The organism is Gemella sp., from assembly GCF_057272915.1.
In genome coordinates, this window is the sequence record NZ_DBHIUF010000007.1 from 86858 (window position 1) to 105811 (window position 18954).

The 18954-nt window shown below is 25.9% G+C and carries 15 protein-coding genes; 4 read left to right on the forward strand and 11 right to left on the reverse strand.

What is annotated here, in order from left to right; all coding sequences use genetic code 11:
• Positions 1-173 precede the first annotated feature (173 nt).
• The 6 genes from ACO6OL_RS04525 to ACO6OL_RS04550 form a co-directional block, all read right to left on the reverse strand.
• A complete protein-coding gene (locus ACO6OL_RS04525) occupies positions 174-509 on the reverse strand; it encodes a hypothetical protein (protein ID WP_314159987.1) in 336 nt (111 codons plus the stop codon).
• Positions 510-627: 118 nt separating this feature from the next.
• Complete coding sequence (locus ACO6OL_RS04530; protein ID WP_314159988.1) at positions 628-1833, reverse strand: MFS transporter; 1206 nt, start codon at positions 1831-1833, stop codon at positions 628-630.
• 197 nt (positions 1834-2030) lie between these two features.
• On the reverse strand, positions 2031-2846 hold the full coding sequence (locus ACO6OL_RS04535; RefSeq protein WP_485502278.1) for an AAC(3) family N-acetyltransferase: 816 nt from the start codon (positions 2844-2846) through the stop codon (positions 2031-2033).
• Between the two features lie 125 nt (positions 2847-2971).
• Positions 2972-4552: an ATP-binding cassette domain-containing protein gene (locus tag ACO6OL_RS04540; protein ID WP_485502279.1), complete on the reverse strand. Its 1581-nt coding sequence runs from the start codon at positions 4550-4552 to the stop codon at positions 2972-2974.
• A 391-nt stretch (positions 4553-4943) separates the two neighbouring features.
• A complete protein-coding gene (locus ACO6OL_RS04545) occupies positions 4944-7352 on the reverse strand; it encodes an ABC transporter permease (RefSeq protein ID WP_314159991.1) in 2409 nt (802 codons plus the stop codon).
• 17 nt (positions 7353-7369) lie between these two features.
• On the reverse strand, positions 7370-8113 hold the full coding sequence (locus ACO6OL_RS04550; RefSeq protein WP_314159992.1) for an ABC transporter ATP-binding protein: 744 nt from the start codon (positions 8111-8113) through the stop codon (positions 7370-7372).
• A gap of 675 nt (positions 8114-8788) precedes the next feature.
• Between ACO6OL_RS04550 and ACO6OL_RS04555 the strand changes: the two genes are divergently transcribed.
• Positions 8789-10387, forward strand: a complete 1599-nt coding sequence (locus tag ACO6OL_RS04555) for an ABC transporter ATP-binding protein (protein ID WP_485502280.1) — start codon at positions 8789-8791, stop codon at positions 10385-10387.
• A gap of 210 nt (positions 10388-10597) precedes the next feature.
• On the opposite strand, the gene ACO6OL_RS04560 is transcribed toward ACO6OL_RS04555, so the two are convergent.
• From ACO6OL_RS04560 to ACO6OL_RS04570, 3 genes are all read right to left on the reverse strand, one after another.
• Positions 10598-10987: a hypothetical protein gene (locus ACO6OL_RS04560; RefSeq protein ID WP_485502281.1), complete on the reverse strand. Its 390-nt coding sequence runs from the start codon at positions 10985-10987 to the stop codon at positions 10598-10600.
• Positions 10988-11104: 117 nt separating this feature from the next.
• Positions 11105-12301, reverse strand: coding sequence for an MFS transporter (locus tag ACO6OL_RS04565; protein WP_485502282.1), 1197 nt, complete (start codon positions 12299-12301; stop codon positions 11105-11107).
• A 202-nt stretch (positions 12302-12503) separates the two neighbouring features.
• Complete coding sequence (locus ACO6OL_RS04570) at positions 12504-14066, reverse strand: ATP-binding cassette domain-containing protein (protein ID WP_485502283.1); 1563 nt, start codon at positions 14064-14066, stop codon at positions 12504-12506.
• 681 nt (positions 14067-14747) lie between these two features.
• On the opposite strand from ACO6OL_RS04570, the gene ACO6OL_RS04575 reads away from it, so the two are divergent.
• The 3 genes from ACO6OL_RS04575 (at position 14748) to ACO6OL_RS04585 (ending at position 16868) form a co-directional block, all read left to right on the forward strand.
• Positions 14748-14852: a putative holin-like toxin gene (locus ACO6OL_RS04575; protein ID WP_485502284.1), complete on the forward strand. Its 105-nt coding sequence runs from the start codon at positions 14748-14750 to the stop codon at positions 14850-14852.
• Positions 14853-15382: 530 nt separating this feature from the next.
• Positions 15383-16048 (forward strand): LexA family protein, encoded by a 666-nt coding sequence (locus ACO6OL_RS04580; RefSeq protein WP_314161217.1) that lies wholly within the window; start codon positions 15383-15385, stop codon positions 16046-16048.
• A gap of 13 nt (positions 16049-16061) precedes the next feature.
• Positions 16062-16868, forward strand: coding sequence for a type II toxin-antitoxin system PemK/MazF family toxin (locus ACO6OL_RS04585; protein WP_314161218.1), 807 nt, complete (start codon positions 16062-16064; stop codon positions 16866-16868).
• A 336-nt stretch (positions 16869-17204) separates the two neighbouring features.
• Here ACO6OL_RS04585 and radC read toward each other — a convergent pair whose 3' ends face one another.
• Entirely contained in the window at positions 17205-17981 is a 777-nt protein-coding gene (radC, locus tag ACO6OL_RS04590; RefSeq protein ID WP_485502285.1) for a RadC family protein, read from the reverse strand.
• Positions 17975-18694 carry a prepilin peptidase gene (locus ACO6OL_RS04595; RefSeq protein WP_485502286.1) on the reverse strand — a complete coding sequence of 240 codons (720 nt, stop codon included), beginning with the start codon at positions 18692-18694 and terminating at the stop codon, positions 17975-17977. Before ACO6OL_RS04595 ends, radC begins: the two co-directional genes overlap by 7 nt.
• Positions 18695-18954: the final 260 nt, after the last annotated feature.

An 18954-nucleotide genomic window follows, 5' to 3' on the forward strand; every position in this document is an offset into this window, starting at 1 on the left:
TATAAATTAATAATTTTTCAAAAAAATCTTTCTTTAGTTTCATAATTTCTAATCATCCTTTTTCATAGTTAACAACATATATACTAATTTTAAATTATTAAATCTATTCTTCCTCACTTTAATTTCAAAAAACAGACTCTTGATTTAGTAATAACTTAATCTGATACTATAATTTATTCATCTTTTAACAAAAAATAACAATTAATGTAACTGTCTACTATTTCTCCAATTTTATTATCATCTGTCAAATTTGGAATTTTTTCTTTAGTTTTTTCTATTAATAAATTTCTATCTAATAAATGTATATCCTCGGCTGCTATTTCATCAGTAATGTCTGAATAGAAAATAAGCAAATCTTCAGTTTGCTCTATATTTAACCCATTTTTAAAACAAGCAAATGTAAATGACGGTTCTTCACCGTACTTAACCCTTAAATAATCTACTAGTTCAACAATAACTTTAAAATTTAGTAAATTATCATTAAACATTTTTTCAATCATAGGATCCATAATTATTTTCCCCTTTCTGTTGTACTTATTTACAGATATAATTATATCATTCTCTCATACCAAATAAATACCTTTAATTCAATCTGTAAAAGTATTTTTTAATTTATAACAGATAAATCTACGATATTTTTTTAAGACTCATTAGTGATATTACTATAATGATAATTAAAGAATATAAATTTATATATGAAAAATATTCTTTTCCTAATTTTTCTATCAGAAACGCTATAATTATGCCTCCTAGAGAATACAAGACACTTCCTAAAACTAGGATTAATGATAATACTTGCCCCATTATTTTTCTAGAAATTTTTCTTTGAAAAAATGTTGCTTTATAAATTAGTACTGGTGCTGAAGCGATTCCTGCTATAATAAGTATAATTACTGAAAGAATAATATTCGTACTAAAATAAAACAGTATCAATAATAAACAATGCACTATAATACCTAAGCAAATTAATTTTTCTATTTTAATTTTTGATATAAATTGCAAACCTATTATAAGCGAAGCCAGTATAATACCAACAGATTGTAAAGAATTTAATATTCCATACGCTACACTATCATTATTTAAATTTTGTTCTACATATATTGGTAATAAAACGATAAAACTTCCCCAAGTAAACATATTCCACAATGTCGTATTAATTGTCATAAGGAATATCTCACTATTTTTTACAATATACTTCATAGAACTAAATATTGTATATTTTTCCTGTCTGTTTTCACTGTTACTAAATATCTCGTCACTTTTTATTGTACTTATTATTATCGCTGAAATGAAAAATAATACAGCACCTATTATGAAAGCTATTCTATTATTACCTAGCACTCCCATTATCGCAACAGAAATCGAACCAAAGATATAAGAGATGTCGAAAAATATTATCATCAATGCATTAGCTGTTACTAATTGTTCATCATCACACACCTCTTTTATTATTATATCTCCTCCTGCTGATAAAGGAATTCCTATAACGCTATTCAAGCCTATCAATAATCCTATAATACTTAAAGATATCTTATCATTAAACGGTAATAAGAATATAATCAGAAAAATACCAGCTCTTAGTAGTAAAAATAAGAACATTGCTTTTCCAATATTAAACCTGTCTAACACTTTTGATATTAATGGTCCAAAAACTATAGCTGGTAATTGAGTCAACACACCAAAAATAGCTATCAATAATGGATTTTTAGTTTCTTCATAAATCAACCAGATAATGCTTATACTAACAAATGATTGCGCTAATGTTGTGAAGTTAATCGAAAAAAAATACTTTATAAAATCAACATTTTTTAAAACACTCATATATTTATTCATAAATCAATTCCTTTTTATTCCATAGTCTCTCATGTCTTATTCTAAAATTTTAATAATATGTGAATTTATAGCTTTTAAATACACCTTCGAAAAATTTCTCCCTTATTTTTCATAACATATAAACAATTACTATATTTATTATAATATGAAAATAAAGTGGTAACAATTTGAAAATTTTAATATAAAATCATGCCCCTCTACTTCACTTCTTCCTTTTTCTTATAATATTCTTTCGCAAAATCTACACAACTTTTTAAATCTATACATAGAACTGATATTTTCTGAATCTCTTTTATTTGATAACTTTCCTTACAATTGTCCAAGAATTCTTTCTGAACTGTTAAAAAATCATCATATATATCTAATTCGATATTAGAGAACTCTAGCCACTCTCCATCCACTTTAGCACTTTCTTTTATTGTTTTTCGATTTAATGAATACTCTGCAAGATGTAATGCTGTATTAGTTTCAAAATCAGTTCCTAATAACAAAATTTTGGCATTTTGATTATACAATCTCCCTAGTGGTGAATTGTATCCTAAGCCATCGTCTAATGGATGCTCTTTTATAATTTCCTGTGCTTTTTCTCCTACTGCTGAAAAAGAATATAGTGGATGTGAACTTCTAACAGAATGTTTTAAATTCATAACAAACTCGCTAAATTTTCCCATACCTCGTGTACTAGATAGATCAACATCATAAGATAAACTCTCTTGTTTTATTTTTTCTATCCACTCCTTAGGAACTTTAGGATATTCCCAATACTCTGGAGACATATTTTCTAAAGATTGTGTTGGAACAACGAGTGTTCCACTTTCTCCTAATCTTTCCATAAGTGCTTCATAAATACATCTTGCACCACCGATTATATAACCGAATTTACTAAGCGAAACATGTGCAATCAGGATATCACCTTCTCCTATTTCTAAATCTTTAAATAAATTTAAAAAATCACTTTTACCAATAGGCATTAAATTATTATTTAAAGCATCACTCATAAACTTATAACTCATACTTGTCCTCCTTATTAAATGGGAGTGACTCAAAATCTTATTTTCGGAAAATCGATTTTTGAGTCACTCCCCTATTTTCATTCTTTTATTTAATCTATATCATTTTTTACTAACTTTCACTTATATTACAATTTTATAATATTATCAAATTTTCCTCTTAGTTCATCACTTATGTCATGGCTAATCATTATTATCGTTAATTCTTTATTTCCTAACAGCATTTCTACTAAACTTTTTGCTGATTCTTTGTCTAAAGCAGATGTTCCTTCATCAATTAAAAGTATTTTTTTACCATTAAATAATGCTCTAGCTATAGCCAATCTTTGGCGTTGTCCTCCTGAAAGATTTTTTCCATGAACCTCTACTGCTGAATATAAGAAGTCTTTCTGTGTTAAGCCCACTTTTTCTAAATATTTATCTACTTCACTGTCCTCTACTACTTCTCCCATAGTTATATTATCTTTGACAGTGCCTGAAAATACAAAATTTTCTTGCTGAATTATAGTCAATTTTTCTAATATTTGTTTAGTAGATAATTTCTTCAAATCGATACTACAATACTCTACACTACCTTCATAATTTCTTAATTGCCCTGTAATTATTTTAAATAATGTTGATTTACCAACACCACTATCTCCACTTATTAAATACTTATTTCCCTCTTTTATATCAAGATTCACATTATTTAGGATTTTTCTATCACCATAACTGAAATATAAGTTTTTAATTTTAAATAATGTTTCTCTTAAAGAATATTCAACAGGTGAGTGAGTATCCTTATTATTTAACATGAATTCATCATGCTTAGAGAAAATAGGTTTTGTCCCTTTAATAAATGCTATTCTATAACCTACTTGGCTCATACCATCAAATACAAGATTAGCAAACATTCCTACGGCTGCAACTGCACCGATTTCCAGATTATCTTTAACAACTAAATACCCTGTAACAAAAACTAATAACACTTGGAAAAAGACATTTAAGCCAAAGTTAAGCATATAATAATTACTTTCCAATTTACTTTGTTTAACAAATACATTTTTCAAAATTCTACTTATATTAGCTATTCTTTTAGGAATTATTTGTAATTTATTAAGAGAGAAATACGTATCATAGCCTAGAATCGTCTCCTCTAACGAGGCAACATAATTCTCATTTTCTTTAGTAACTTCTGTTCCCATATTATGAAGTTTTTTATTAAAAATTTTTGGAAGATAAATTAATATTCCTGTTCCTATAATAGTAATTAAAGAAATAATCCAGTGATATTTCAATAGAGCATAAAGAGAAAATACCACACCAGAAAGACTGTATATTATAGCAAATATATTTCTCAAACCTTTTTCTTGAATCATTTGAATATCATTATTAAACCAAGATTGATAAACACCAGATGAATTATCTTTATACTTTTCAATATCTAATTCTATAAGGCTACTAGACAGATTATCCTTAACATCTATTCCAATATCTTGAATAAAAATCTCCTCTCTTACCTTTACCACCCTATCAATTACTATAATAACAATCCACGTAACTGATAAGAATAAGATAATTTCAAAGAAACTATGTAGATTTCTATTAGTAAGCACAGTTATAGCATCTGCATTTAAAAAGTTACTCTTCATAAGAAATAACTGTCTTAACAATATAAGAAAACAAATTAATAAGAACCTATATTTAAATTTTAAAATATATTTTTTCATAAGTACCTCCTACTTTTAATTCCACTTAATTTAATAACATACTAATAAGGGAAATTTTGAGAAATGTGTAAAACACCAACTTATATTTATACCTTTATTATAGTATGAAAAAAAGATGATAACAATATAAACTTATAATTTTCAGAAAACTTACTCTAATTATCTTGACACGAAAAAAAAGTCAGTATAATTGAGAGTGACTAAAAAATCGATTTCTTTGAAATCACGATTTTTGAGTCACTCCCAAGCGCACCTGAACAGTTTAACTTCTCTCTTGCCTTTATTTTTCCACCTATCAAAAAACAAATAACTAAGAAATTCTATTATAAAGTCCGTATTAATTTCTCATATTTAAGATTCATCAACAAAATAATATTTAAAATTTATATTATTATTTTACAATTCTTCTAGATAATATCAATAATATAATAAAACTTGCTAATAACAGTCCATAAATCATTAAGACTAGTTTTACTTCTATCGCTAGAGATAATACTAATGAAATATATATAATAATTAGTAATGAAAATAATAGAACTCCTATGAAATTCATATAGATTTCTCCAATTACAAAAGTTCTTATTTTGTCTAAAGATATTCCCATATTTTTTAATATCTGAATTTCAGCTTTTCTTTCTTCTAAACTTAATATCATCGAATTAAATAGATTTATTACAAATATAATTAAAATAAAGATATTTAAAAATAACAAACCAAAATAAACAAAGTTATAAAACTGTAAATTTTCACTTATTACATCTCTTGTATATAGACCTTCTAAATGTCTATTAGAATTCACATAATTCTTAATAACATCAGTATTGTTGTCAGTATTATAGACTTCTACTGATAAGATATTAGAAGTTTCTATTCTTGATGTTTTAGGTGCAATAGCTACTAAATTATAAGGATAAAATTGATTGTCTATTATTGTGGATATGACATACTTCTCCAATTTCCCTGTTCTAGAATCTTTTAAATCTAGAGTATCACCTACCTGTAGATTTAATAATCTCCTAAGCTTTTCATTCAAAATCAACTCATTATCTAAAAAATTATTATTTAATTTTTTCCCTGAAATCACATTAAAAGTTCTTAGTTTATCTCTTTTTTCTATGTCTAATTTAATAATTTCTATTTCATTTATATCAACCTTTGATTTTTCACTTAATCTTTTCCAATCATCACTATATGGAACATTTGAAGCTATTCTATAGTCTTTTGTATATAATATTTCTACTATATTATTGCTTTGTATGTTTTCCTCTATATATTTTAAATCATTATTATTAACAAAATTCTCACTTTTATTCTGATCAGCATTTGTTATTATATAATCAGCAGGCAACTGATTTAAAGTATTTTCTTTAACCTTATTAGAAAATATAGATAAAAAATTGAAACTAAATAATAGTAAAACAATTGATAAAACCATCAATTTCATTATCATAGCATATTTATTATAATTATTTGCAAATGATTTAACTGGATATGAAATATCAAAGAACTTTTCTCTTTCGGACAATTTATACAATCCTACAAAACAGTACTTAAACACTATAAAAAATGATACTATTAAAATAGCTACAGTTAAATATTTAAAATTTTCATTATCTAATACATTAGACATTACAAAGAATAATAAATTTATTATTAATAAGGATAAAATTTTTCTTCTTAATTTTGTATTGATAATACTATCTTTTTTATGAATAACCTCAATATCGTCTACATATTTATTTTTCTCTTTTCTTAGCAACAGATATGTTACTAAGAAAACTATTAGTTGATTTAACAGTAAATATACAACTGCACAAAAAACAAATGTTGAAAATGAAAGTATTTCAAAAGATACATCTAACTTCTTAAAAATACTATTAGAAAGTAAATATATACCACCTGATAAGAATATTCCTAATACCGATCCTACTGTTGCTAAGATTAAGTTTTCACCTATAAATATTTTATTTAGATACTTATGACTAATTCCCATTCTCTTTAAGACTGTCATTTCAAAAAAACGAGATCTTATTCTCATTTTAAAAATTCCAAATAATGATATTATATATGTCAGAAACATTCCTGTTATCATAATATAAAATAAAGGAGTATATATTCTTATTTTTTTATAATCTAATTCTTTACCTTTCATACTATCATATTTTAATTTTTTATCATTAAAATATTGTTCTAACATTTGTTTTATAGCTTCTTTATTTGCTTTTGTTTTTAACTGAAGCAAATTAACTTTATCTTTATAATTATTATTTTTCTGTAAATCAGATAAATTAATAAATATTTTCAACGATAAACTATCCTGAATATTACTAGAAACAATTGCAGATATTTTATAACTATTATTATATATAGTCATAGTATCTCCTACTTCTAATTTATACTTATCAGCATAATTTTTATTAATAACTATTTCACCACTATTTAACTCTTTATTTCCATTTAATGTTTGATATTTTGCAAGTTCCATAGAATTATTTTCAAGCCCATAAATTGTTGATTTATCCTCTAATTCTAAAACTAATAATTTATTAAACTTTTCATATGGAATAGGAATCTCCCTTATCTTATCATTATCAAAAAACACATTTCTTTCGATGTACCCAAATTGTAAATCATATTCTCCAAATTTCTGATTATTTTTATTTTTTAATCCAGTACTCACACTGAAGAATATAAGAGTAAAAACTAGTAATAATACTAGACTTATACATGAAGATATTAATAGAATTTTGCTTTTATTTCTATTAAATTTTATTGAATTTAAAATATATTTCTTTATCATATCTTCTCCCCCATAAACTAAATGTTAATTTTTAATAACTCTCTTTGTATTAAATCTACTCGATTACTTAAATCAATATCTATATTAGTCTTGTCAAAAGATAAATTTGAAATAATGTTTCCATCTTTTAAAAAATATACTTTATCCGCATATGCAGCAACATAAGAATCATGACTAACCATTATCATCGTCTGTCCTATTTTTTTTATAGATTCACGAATAAATTTTATCAAATTAGCTGCGTTTTTTGAATCTAATGCTCCTGTAGGTTCATCTGCTAAGATAACTTTAGGGGTATTCATAAATGCCCTAGCAAATGCTACTCTTTGTTTTTCTCCTCCTGATAATTCAGTTATATTTTTATCCTTTTCATTCTCCAAATTCGCCATTTTTATAAAATAATTTGCTTTATTTCTAATTGTTTTTGTATCTTCCTTTTTTAGTACTCTAGCAGGAAAAATAATGTTTTCGTAAGCAGTAAAAATATCTAGGAGTTGATAATCTTGAAAAACTATCCCTATATTCTTTAATCTATATTCTGCTAGTTTCTCATTGTTAAGACTAGTAATATTTTTATTATCAATTACTACTTTACCACTATCTAGCTTTAACAAACCTGCAATAATTTTTAATAAGGTACTTTTCCCTGATCCACTCTTCCCCATAATAACAATAAATTCACCTTTTTCCACGAATAAATTTAAGTTATCTATAATTTTTCTGTTATTAATTTCTTTGTTAATATTCAATAAATTTATCATATTTTTCACCTATTAATTACTTCCATATATTTCACATCACATATAAAACTAAACTTTATAAAATATATTGGTCTTCCCTTTATTATACTATTTATGTAACCGTACTTTTGTTTTATCTTTGATATTTGAATTTTTTTAAAAAACAAAAGTAACCGTTTACTTTAATTGTATTTTATCACAATGAACATAGAAAGTGAATATTTTCACATATAAAACTTATTTTTACCAAATAAAAATATTTTTCTTATTTAAAGAATCAATATCCCATACTTATACATTATGAAATCGACATTTTTTTATTTAAAAATTGATTTAAATACAATAATATTTCCCATCTCTTTTTCTTATATAATATTTCTTTCTATATTAGCAATAAAATTTCTTATCTTTTTTTGTATTTTAATTAATTGTATTTTTCAGAAAACTTACTCTAATTATCTTGACACAAAAAAAAAAGTCAGTATAATTAAAGTTACATAAATACTATAGGGGATTCAAAAATAACTAAATCTTAAAAAAGTTTATATGAGAACTCGTATTCGTAGTCTAAACTCACCTTATAAAAGCTTTTAGAGATCTAAGAAACTTCATGGAGAAATTGACAAATCGATGTCTCGGTAGTCACTATTTTTGAATAACTTCTATAGAAATATAATCTATACAAAGGAGAGCAATATGATTAAAAATATTTTAGAAGTTATAACATTGAACAAATTAAAGTTATCCATTATGTTTATTTTAACACTAATAGTATCAATAGGGACTGTTTATGTTGTATACGCTCGTGTTGATATTGTTGATTCTGTAATATACAAAACAGGATCTCTATGGACAAAAGTTGGCGTTATTATTTGTATTTTAATAATAGTAGAATTACTTAGATCGTGGTTAAAAATTATAATTGCACAATTAGTTAAACAATGGAAAATATATCTAGGTGATAGAATTAGTAAAAACATAGAAACTATGTCTCAATCAGAATTTAATAAGGTTGATTCTGGTGAGCATATGACTAAATACACTTATCAACTTGAATTATTATCTGCGTATTTATTCTCACCATTAACTGGTTTACTTAGTGCTATTGTATTATTTATCTCATCAGTAGTATTTTTATGGCTTATTAACTGGAAATTTGTTGTATTCGCCCTATTATCATCAATCGCTATGTTTTTAATAAGCGGTAAGTTCGGTAATAAAATTAGTGTAGGATATACAAATTTATCAATTTTATCAGGGAAATTCTCTGGAGTTTTAAAGGAATATTTAACAGGTTATGAAGATTTAAAAAATATCGGTAAGATAAATTTATTCTCAAAAAATGTTAAAGCTAGTCAAATTCAAAAAGAAGATCAACAGTATAGTATTTCTAAATTAATGGCATTTGCTGAGTTAACTTTACAAAGTATCGAGAAGTTACTTGAATTATTAATTTTTATATTTGCGATTTACTTAGTTTTAAAAAATGAATTAACTATAGGAACGATAGCTTCGGTATCTACTATACTAGGCATATACCTTACTTCTATCAATCAATTGGTTGATCTGTATATTAAGGTAATCGGTACAAAAGAAATATTAAATAGCGTTATAACTAAATCAACTGCTAAAGAAACACTTTATCCACACGTTGAAGAAAATATTGAATTTAAAAACTTTAATTATAGTTTCGGAGATAACCATGTCATTAAAAATTTCAACTTTAATATAAATAAAGGTGGAAAATATGCCGTAATCGGTAAAAGTGGTTCTGGAAAATCTACTATAATCAAGTTGCTACTAGGAAAATTACAATCCAACCAAGATAAAGTATTAATCGATGGAAATCCTCTTGAAATACAAGATGATATTAACTTCTCAAAAGAGATTGGATATGTGAGTCAACAAACATCTATTTTCAGCGGTTCAATTCGATATAACATCACTTTAGATGATAGTTATTCAGATGAAGAAATATGGAGAATATTGGAAAAAGTTTGTTTAGCTGATAGAGTTAAAGCTTTACCTGACGGCTTAAATCACAACCTAGCTAATATGGGAGAAATCCTATCAGGAGGGGAAAAGCAAAGACTAGTTCTTGCGAGAGTTTTAATTAGAAATTATCCAATTTTAATTCTTGATGAAGCAACCTCAGCATTAGATGAAAGAACAGCAGTACAGATAGAAAACAATATCTTAGCTGACAACAAGTTAACCTTAATAATGATTTCTCACCATATACAAGAAGAAATCAAAAAACAACTAACAGAATGTGTAGAATTAAAAGTACAGTAATATGATTTATTAAATAGATTAAACAAAATGGGAGTGACTCAAAAATCAAGATTTTTAAGTCACCCCCGCTTTTTTATTTTCCCCTATAAAATCTAGCAACAATAGCACAACAATTATATTGAATACCTACATTCCAAATTAAAATTTTAAACTAAAAATTTCTACACTTTGAACAGTGTTTTCCTCCAGACTTTGCTCAAAAGTATAAACTTATGCAAATTTCTTATAAAAGTATAAATATCTCATTATAAATAGAAATGAAACTAACACAAATAGAAATGCAAACTTAACTAGATTATCTATAAATTGTAAATAGATAAATACTAGTAAAACTCCTGCTACCTCTACCAAGTATTCAATTACACTCGCTTTTTTCCAGTTGATTTTGTCATATAAGTCAACTACATAATATTGAGCAATACCTAATATCATAAACGCCAATGCAGCTAAACTATATGCCTTAATATCTGTTTTATCTTGAGTGAAAGCTTCAGGTAAAAAGCTTGTAGTGTTAGTTAAATATTTATTCATCGCTATAAATAAGAAGCCTACTACTTCAACTTGCAATACCACCAAACCTAAATCTTTAAGCTTATTCATTTTTCTCCTCCTCCCTTTTAAAATTATTTTATTAACTAATACAATATAATTACTTATACTTATTCGATTATATTATACCATTTTATAAAACACATTCAAAATATTTGTGATGTAATGTTACGTGTATTTTTTTAATTCATCAGAAAATAATACTATACACAAACCTAATAAAACTATAATAACCGATATTAATATCGCAATTTCTACCGAAAAATATGTTGAAATACCTCCACCTATTGTCGCTCCTAGTGGAATAAGTCCTCTTCCAAAAATTCTCCAAATAGCAGAAACACTTCCCAACATTGATAAATCAACATTGCTTTGTCTTATTGTGGTAGCATTCACATTATATAAAGGCATCGCTGCTCCTATACACATAGTTGCAATAAATAAAGATAATGTACTCTCTTCACTGCTTAAATAATAAAGAGTGAAACCCACTGCATATAAAATAAATGATAATATTATAGTTTTCCCCATTCCTATAGTATCAGATATTTTTAAAGAACTTATCGATGCTACTACAAGACCTATATTCCCTACGCTTATAATCATCCCAATTGTATATGGAGCAACATTTAAAACCTTACTTAAGTAATAAAACTGAATCGACTGAAAAATACCTATACCGAATACCAATACAAAGTAACTCATCGCCAATTTAAATAATATTTGATTATTAAAAACATAATTATATGCTTCTCTTATGTGAACTATCGATTTCTTTTTTGTTTTTACTCTATCTTTCTCTATATTACCTGGAAGTAATATCTGACAAAAACTTGCTAGCACAAATGTTATCCCATCTATTATAAAAATAAATGGAGCAGAAAATAAACCAAATATAATTCCCCCAACACTTGGAGCAGCAGTATCAATAATACTATTACTTAATTCCATTTTATAGTTTGCTTTCTTTAGATTTTCTTTCTCTACTACCATAGGAATTTGACTATAAAAAGATATACTCCCAAATAATAAGAATGTATTCAATAAGAAAATTAAAATGTAAAACCCCCACAGTGGTAATATTTTAAAAATAGAAAATACAAATAATATTATAGAAATAACAAAACAAATTATATTTGTAAAAATCCCTATTTTCCTTTTATCCCCCCTATCTACAACAACACCTATTATTGTTCCAAAAAGTAAGCTCGGTAAAAACGACATTACTGTAATCATAGAAGTTTCTAATACCGTAGTATCATAAATGAATATTCCTACTAATGGAAATCCAAATATAGTCAATTTATTTCCAATTGAACTAACTATCTGTGATAACCATAATAACTTAAAATTTCTATTTAGCATATTAGACTCTCCTATATCTATATTTTAAAATATTATGGGAGTGACTCAAAAATTGTGATTTCGGAGAAAGAGATTTTATCGAGTCATCTCCGAAAAGTTTATTAGATATCTAAAAAGCTTTTATAAAGCAAATTTAAATATCAATAAACCACTGCGTCTATGAGTTCTCATATAAACTTTTTTAGAATTTAGGACTTTTAGTTCAGTCCCTTTCCCCCATTACATACACCTCATCATACATTCTCAAAGTTTCTGGATAAGATCTGTGTGAAATATGAATTAAAGTCTTATCTTTCATGCTTAATAGTAATTTTTCAACTAAGATGTATGTATCTTTATCCAATCCTGATAATGTTTCATCTAAAACTATAACCTGTTTTTCCTGTAATATAGCCCTAATTAATGCTAGTCTTTGTTTTTGCCCACCAGATAAATTTGATTTTTTCTTATCGTACGTAGTATTAATCAAATCAGAAGCTTCTTTAATTTTGTCATCTAATCTAGTTTCTTTTATTAAAGTCATTATTTTATCCGCTTCTATATTTTTATAAAAAGTAAGATTATCGATAATCGTACCTACAAATATAAAGCTATCTTGAGGAACATAAGTTATTATTTTCTGAATTGTGTTATATTCATAACTATTAATATTTTTTCCGTTTAAAAATATGTTGCATCCTTCAAGGTTTTTCGTTAATAGTAATGCTAACGTCGATTTTCCGCTTCCACTATCTCCTTGAATTAAATACTTTTTACCCTTTTCAAACCTAGCTGAAAAATTACTAAAAATTTCTCTATTATTAAATTTATAACTTTCATTTCGAACTTCTATATTTTTAAAATCGATAATTTTATGACTATCTATATATTCAAACTTCTCTTTAGAATCTAATTCCCTCTTTATATCTTTTACCGATGTTATATTAGCTATAGAAGCTGTTATCAAATTAACAGGCATTACTAACTCTGCAGAAATAGTAAAAATAGATACTATATCCCCTACACTAGTATTTTCTAACAGAGCTTGACGACCTCCTATATATAAAATAGCAATAATAGTAGCATAAAATACTAATCCTGTTAAGACATTTACAAGTGATGCTAAAATATTCTTTCTATTAACAAGTTTATTTATTTTTTTATATTCATTAAGTAATTTTTCATAAAATATATTAGCCGAATCACTATTCTTAATAACTAATAACCCTTCTAAAAAATCTTCAAGTTTATCGTTATAACTAGCCTTTTGTATAGAAATACTGTTTTGAACATTTTTCAAATATGATTTGAATAGGTTAGGAATTACAATCGGAAATAGTGACAATCCTATAACCCAAAATGCTGTTGTTACATCTAATTTGAACAACGCTATTGTAGCAAAAATAAAATAAACCATTCCTTGATACAAAGAAAAAATCGTATTATAATATTGATCTTTTACCATTTCAATATCATTATTTACAGTAGATAATAAATTTTTACTCTTTGTATCTAGTTTGTTACTAAGTAAACTACCCGCAAGTGTTCTATGAATATTAAACCCAACTTTATTTAGATAAATAGTATCTAAAATTTGACGTAAATATTCACATATAAGCATTAGTATTATAATTACAGATAAATATATAATTTGATTGTAGAATAATTGCTCATTTTTAGTAGTAAGGGCATCAACAACATATTTAATTTGATATGAAAAATAAATATTAATCCCTGAGACTACTGTAATAAGAAATAAAACTACCGCAAATAATAATTTCCTCATATTTCCCACTCCTTAGTTGAGTCCTTCTATTTAAATGTTCAGTTTTCATTTTATAAATATCCTTTAAAAATCTAAATACAATAAAAAGAAATCAATTGCTCATAGAAGCCAATCAATTTCTTTCTTAATATTTGATATTCTAAAATAATTCAATCTATAGATTAACTTTCCACTCAACATAAAATCCAATTAACGTTTGTTAAATTATAGAAATTATATCAAATAAAAAATTGCTAGTCAATGTTTTTTCTGAAAATTCAAGGTTGTTTTTAGAATTTATTAATTCTTAAATTAAATTCCAGTTCAAATATAAAAGAATTTAACCTAAAACTAATCGTTTAACTGAAACTAAAAAAATACATGTCTTCTCTTTTCTATACCTATATACATTTACAAAATTATTTTCTCATCAAAACCACTTTTTTGATATAATAACTTCAGTAAAACTATAGTAAATGAATTTTTTTAACATTCACTGTAACACTATATTTATCCTTTAAATTTATTATATTACGTATATTTATAAGTTATTGATAATCACCGTTTAATTTGATATAATCAAAATTGGAGAGAGAAGTTAGAGAGTTTAAAAATTCTCATTAAAGGTGGTGGCTACTTCAATATGAAAGGGGATGGTGCTATGCTCGCATACACTAAAATCTTGAAGAAAGGAGTAGCAAGTTGTCAGCTTACGAAATTGTACAGACGATTATTGGAATAAATCTATTGATTGTTTCAGTAGTTAGTGTTTGTATTGTAGCGTTAAAAAAAGACAATAAAAAATAACCATCTTTAGCTTTGGTTGGTTAGATGGTTATTTAAAACTATTTTACAAGCCACCGTCTTTAAAACGGCTCTCTCTTTTATGATTATATTTTAACATAGATGAAGTAGAAAAGCAAAGATTTTGAAATATTAATCTTTCTATAATTTTTCAAATTGTTTGCACCTCAAATACCCTTATTCTAGAATTCTTCACCCATTAAAAATATTCCATACAAAAAAGCTAGGAAAAATTCCTAGCTTAACGTTCACATTTGAAATATAGGTAGTGAATCACCTTCCTTTATACTACTATATTTCTACTAGAAAATCAATTTTTATATTTTGTTTTAAAAAATTATCATATTAATAAATCTATACTTATTATTTTATATAATTGAATTTCATTTTGTCTTCTTTCTATTTTGTAAGTTCAAATACTCGAACTTAATTTTATTATATACTAACATTTTCTAATTTCTAACAAGAAAGTTCAATTTCTTTGAACTTTTATTAAAATCATGATATTATGAATCTAACAGGAGGTGAAGTTTATGGCGACTTCTACTGAAAGAATAAATCAAATAATGAAAGAAAAAAAATTAAGACAAATAGATGTTCTTAATTTAGCTAAACCATTTCAACAGAAATATAATATAAAATTTTCTAAAAGTCACTTATCTCAATATGTAAATGGTAAATCGAATCCAGATAACAAAAAAATCTTCTTATTATCAAAAGTATTTGGCATTACAGAAGCATGGTTATTAGGATACAATGTACCTAGATATGAAAGAATAGAAAATACTGGACCTCAAACCCCACAAGGCCTAAAGATTCCAGTATTAGGAACAGTTGCAGCAGGAATACCTATTTCAGCTGTTGAAGAAATCCTAGACTATGAGGAAGTACCTCAATCGTGGAAAAACCAAGGTGAATTCTTTGGACTTAGAATTAAAGGTGACAGCATGAAACCAGATATAAATCATGGAGATACTGTTATAGTAAGGAAACAATCAACAGCTAACAATGGAGATGTGGTGATCACTCTAGTAAATGGGGATGAGGTCACTTGTAAGAAGTTTGAAAAGCTTGATAATGGAATAATACTAATATCTAATAACTCAGAATACTCACCTATGTACTTTTCAAATGAAGAAGTAGTAACAAAACCAGTAGTAATTTTAGGACGAGTTGTTGAGTTAAGAAGGAAGTTTTAGAAAGGAAGGAATAATGAAATCAATATTTAAAGAAGCTCAAAGAATATTTGTAAGTGTCATGGAATATCATCAGTATAAATTCAAATATCTTCCAGAATCAGTTTTATTTAAAGCTAAACAATTTTATAAAGAGGCTCAAGGGAAAAATACTAAGTTCTTTCCAAAGTTTAAACGAGGAACAATTGTGTATGTGAAATTTGGAGTTAATATTGGTTCTGAATTGAGTGGTAACCATTTTGCTATTGTATTAGATAAATACGATAAGGTTACAAAGAGTACAATCACAGTAGTTCCACTGTCTTCAAAAAACAATAAATATTATCAAGAACTAAATCCTTATGATAATATTTATTTTAAAAATTCTAAGTATCACCTTAATAAAATCGATGAGTTGATATCTAAATGGGAAGTAAAATCCAAGGAATATATTTCTGAAATCGATGCTTCAAGACCTAACAATCTTAATGATTTTAAAAATTATGTAACGAAATTATTAATAGCAAATGATGGAATTATGACTGACGATATTCAAAAAAATATAAACAACTATTCCGAAGAATTAATAACCAAGGCATTATATAAATTAAAAAAAGGAAATAAAGAATTCTTAGAATCTAAAGACCAACACTTTAAAGGTATAGAAAAATATAAGAAATATAAAAATAAAGATAGTTATGCTTGTGTGAATATGATACAAACTATAGACAAAAGAAAACTGACACCAGTTTCAAAATTTGAAAGTGCTGGAAATATTACAATTTCAGAAGAATCAATGAATCTTATAGAAAACAGAATAAGAAAGATTTACTTTAACATTTGACAAATAAATAAAAAAATGAGATACTATTAATATAAATTAGTGGTGAAACATCCACAACAATATCATTATTCGCTGTGAAACATCAGCATCAATATCATATTAAGAGTATCTCAATACGAGGTACTCTTTTCTTTTTTATAACTAAAAAGTTGATCCACTTGATATTTTATATTATAATTAAGTTACTAACATAGATACTTAATTATATCTATCGCAAATCTTAACTAGAACTTAGTGATCGTAACCGTTGGTAACTAATTACTGACGGTTTTTCTTTTTTAACTAGTCAAAATCAATCAGTTTAGACAAAATAAAAACTCTCTACACTTCCTCCTTTTAATACTCCCCTACAACCTTATATTTTCTCAGTATATATTTTAATTGTTCACCTGTAACATCTTCGTATTTATAATCTATATTTTCTACTGCTAAATAATTCAATACTTTTCTAATACTGACATATCCTTTTTTAGCCACTACAATATGATCTAGCATTTCTATACCAACTATCTCTCCAACTTCCATTAGATTAATAGTAGTTTTAATATCTTCTATAGAAGGTGTTGCATCTCCACTTGGGTGATTATGCACACAGACAATGCTTGAAGCACTGTTTTTTATCGCTACTTTAAATACTTCTCTTGGGTGGACTACTGACATAGATAAGCTACCTTTAAATACTTCTCTTTTTTCGATTATATTACCTTTCGTATCAATATCTAATACTACGAAAACTTCTTGTGTTAAATTCTCTAGAGATGATTTTAGATAATTTGCTATTGACTGCGGGCTATCACACTTCACATCTAGAACATTTGTTGCGTATATTCTTCTTGCAAACTCTATATTTGCCAGAATGTGTATCGCCTTTTCCTGACCTATCCCTTTATGTTTCATAAGTTCTGTTAAAGTTGCATCTCTTAACTTTGTAATACCTCCCATATCTTTTAGAATTATATCGGAAAGCTCAATCACATTTTGATTTTTTGTACCTGTTCTTAATAATATTGCTAGAATCTCTTTATCACTGAGAGCTAGAGCTCCTAATTTTTTGAATTTCTCCCTTGGACGATCTTCTTCACTAAACTCTTTAATAGTGTAGCCTACTACCATAATAATCCCTCCCTTATTAATATGATTGTTAAATAGCTAAGCGCTATGAATGGCACTAACGGTAGTTTCGTTTTTCTTTTAACTTTTTTCAAAATAATTAACCAAATAGCGAAGAATCCTGCATATAAAAATGTGAAAACTAACAAATACACTCCTTCAAATAAGTTTAAATTTAGAGCTAATACACAAAAAACTTTTATATCGCCATAACCTAAACCACCTCTTGTGAAAATATATAATATATGAAAAATAACAATAAGACAAATAAAATCTAAAAAATTGAATAAATAATAGTGTATATATATAGAATATAAATTTAAAATAATTAGAAGATAAAACAACTCATCATTAACTTCAAATGATTTCGCATCTTCTATTCCTAAAAAAATAAGAATAATAAATATACTGACTTCAATATAACTAATAAAAATAAAATGATTTTGGAAAATAATAAATAATACTATAGTAATAAAAGTAAAAATTTCGTATAAAAATACATCTAATGGAATTTTTTGATTACAGTAACTGCATCGACCTTTTTTATATAAATAGCTAAAGATTGGAATTAAGTCGCCTGCTTTTAATTCTTGATGACAACTAGCACAATAACTTCTTCTAAATAGAAACTCTTTCTTATTCTCACTATCGACCAAACATTTTATCGCACTAGCAAAAATAAGACTTACAATAACAATAAATATGTACCTTTCCATAAATATCTCCCCCCTATTTTATAATCCTTCGATTATATTTTATCACAAATATAAACACTTAACCATATCTATTATCATAAACTTCGTAACACATTAATAATATTTTCTTATTTTCTAATTATAAAAATCTAAATTTTCCATATTCTTAGGAAGTAGTAAATTAATAATGGCTTGTTGAATTCCCAGTCTCATATCCTCAGTTCATCCTTCTGCTCGTCCTCGTTCTATTCCTTGTGCCATTCCGTATTCAATTCCCTCTT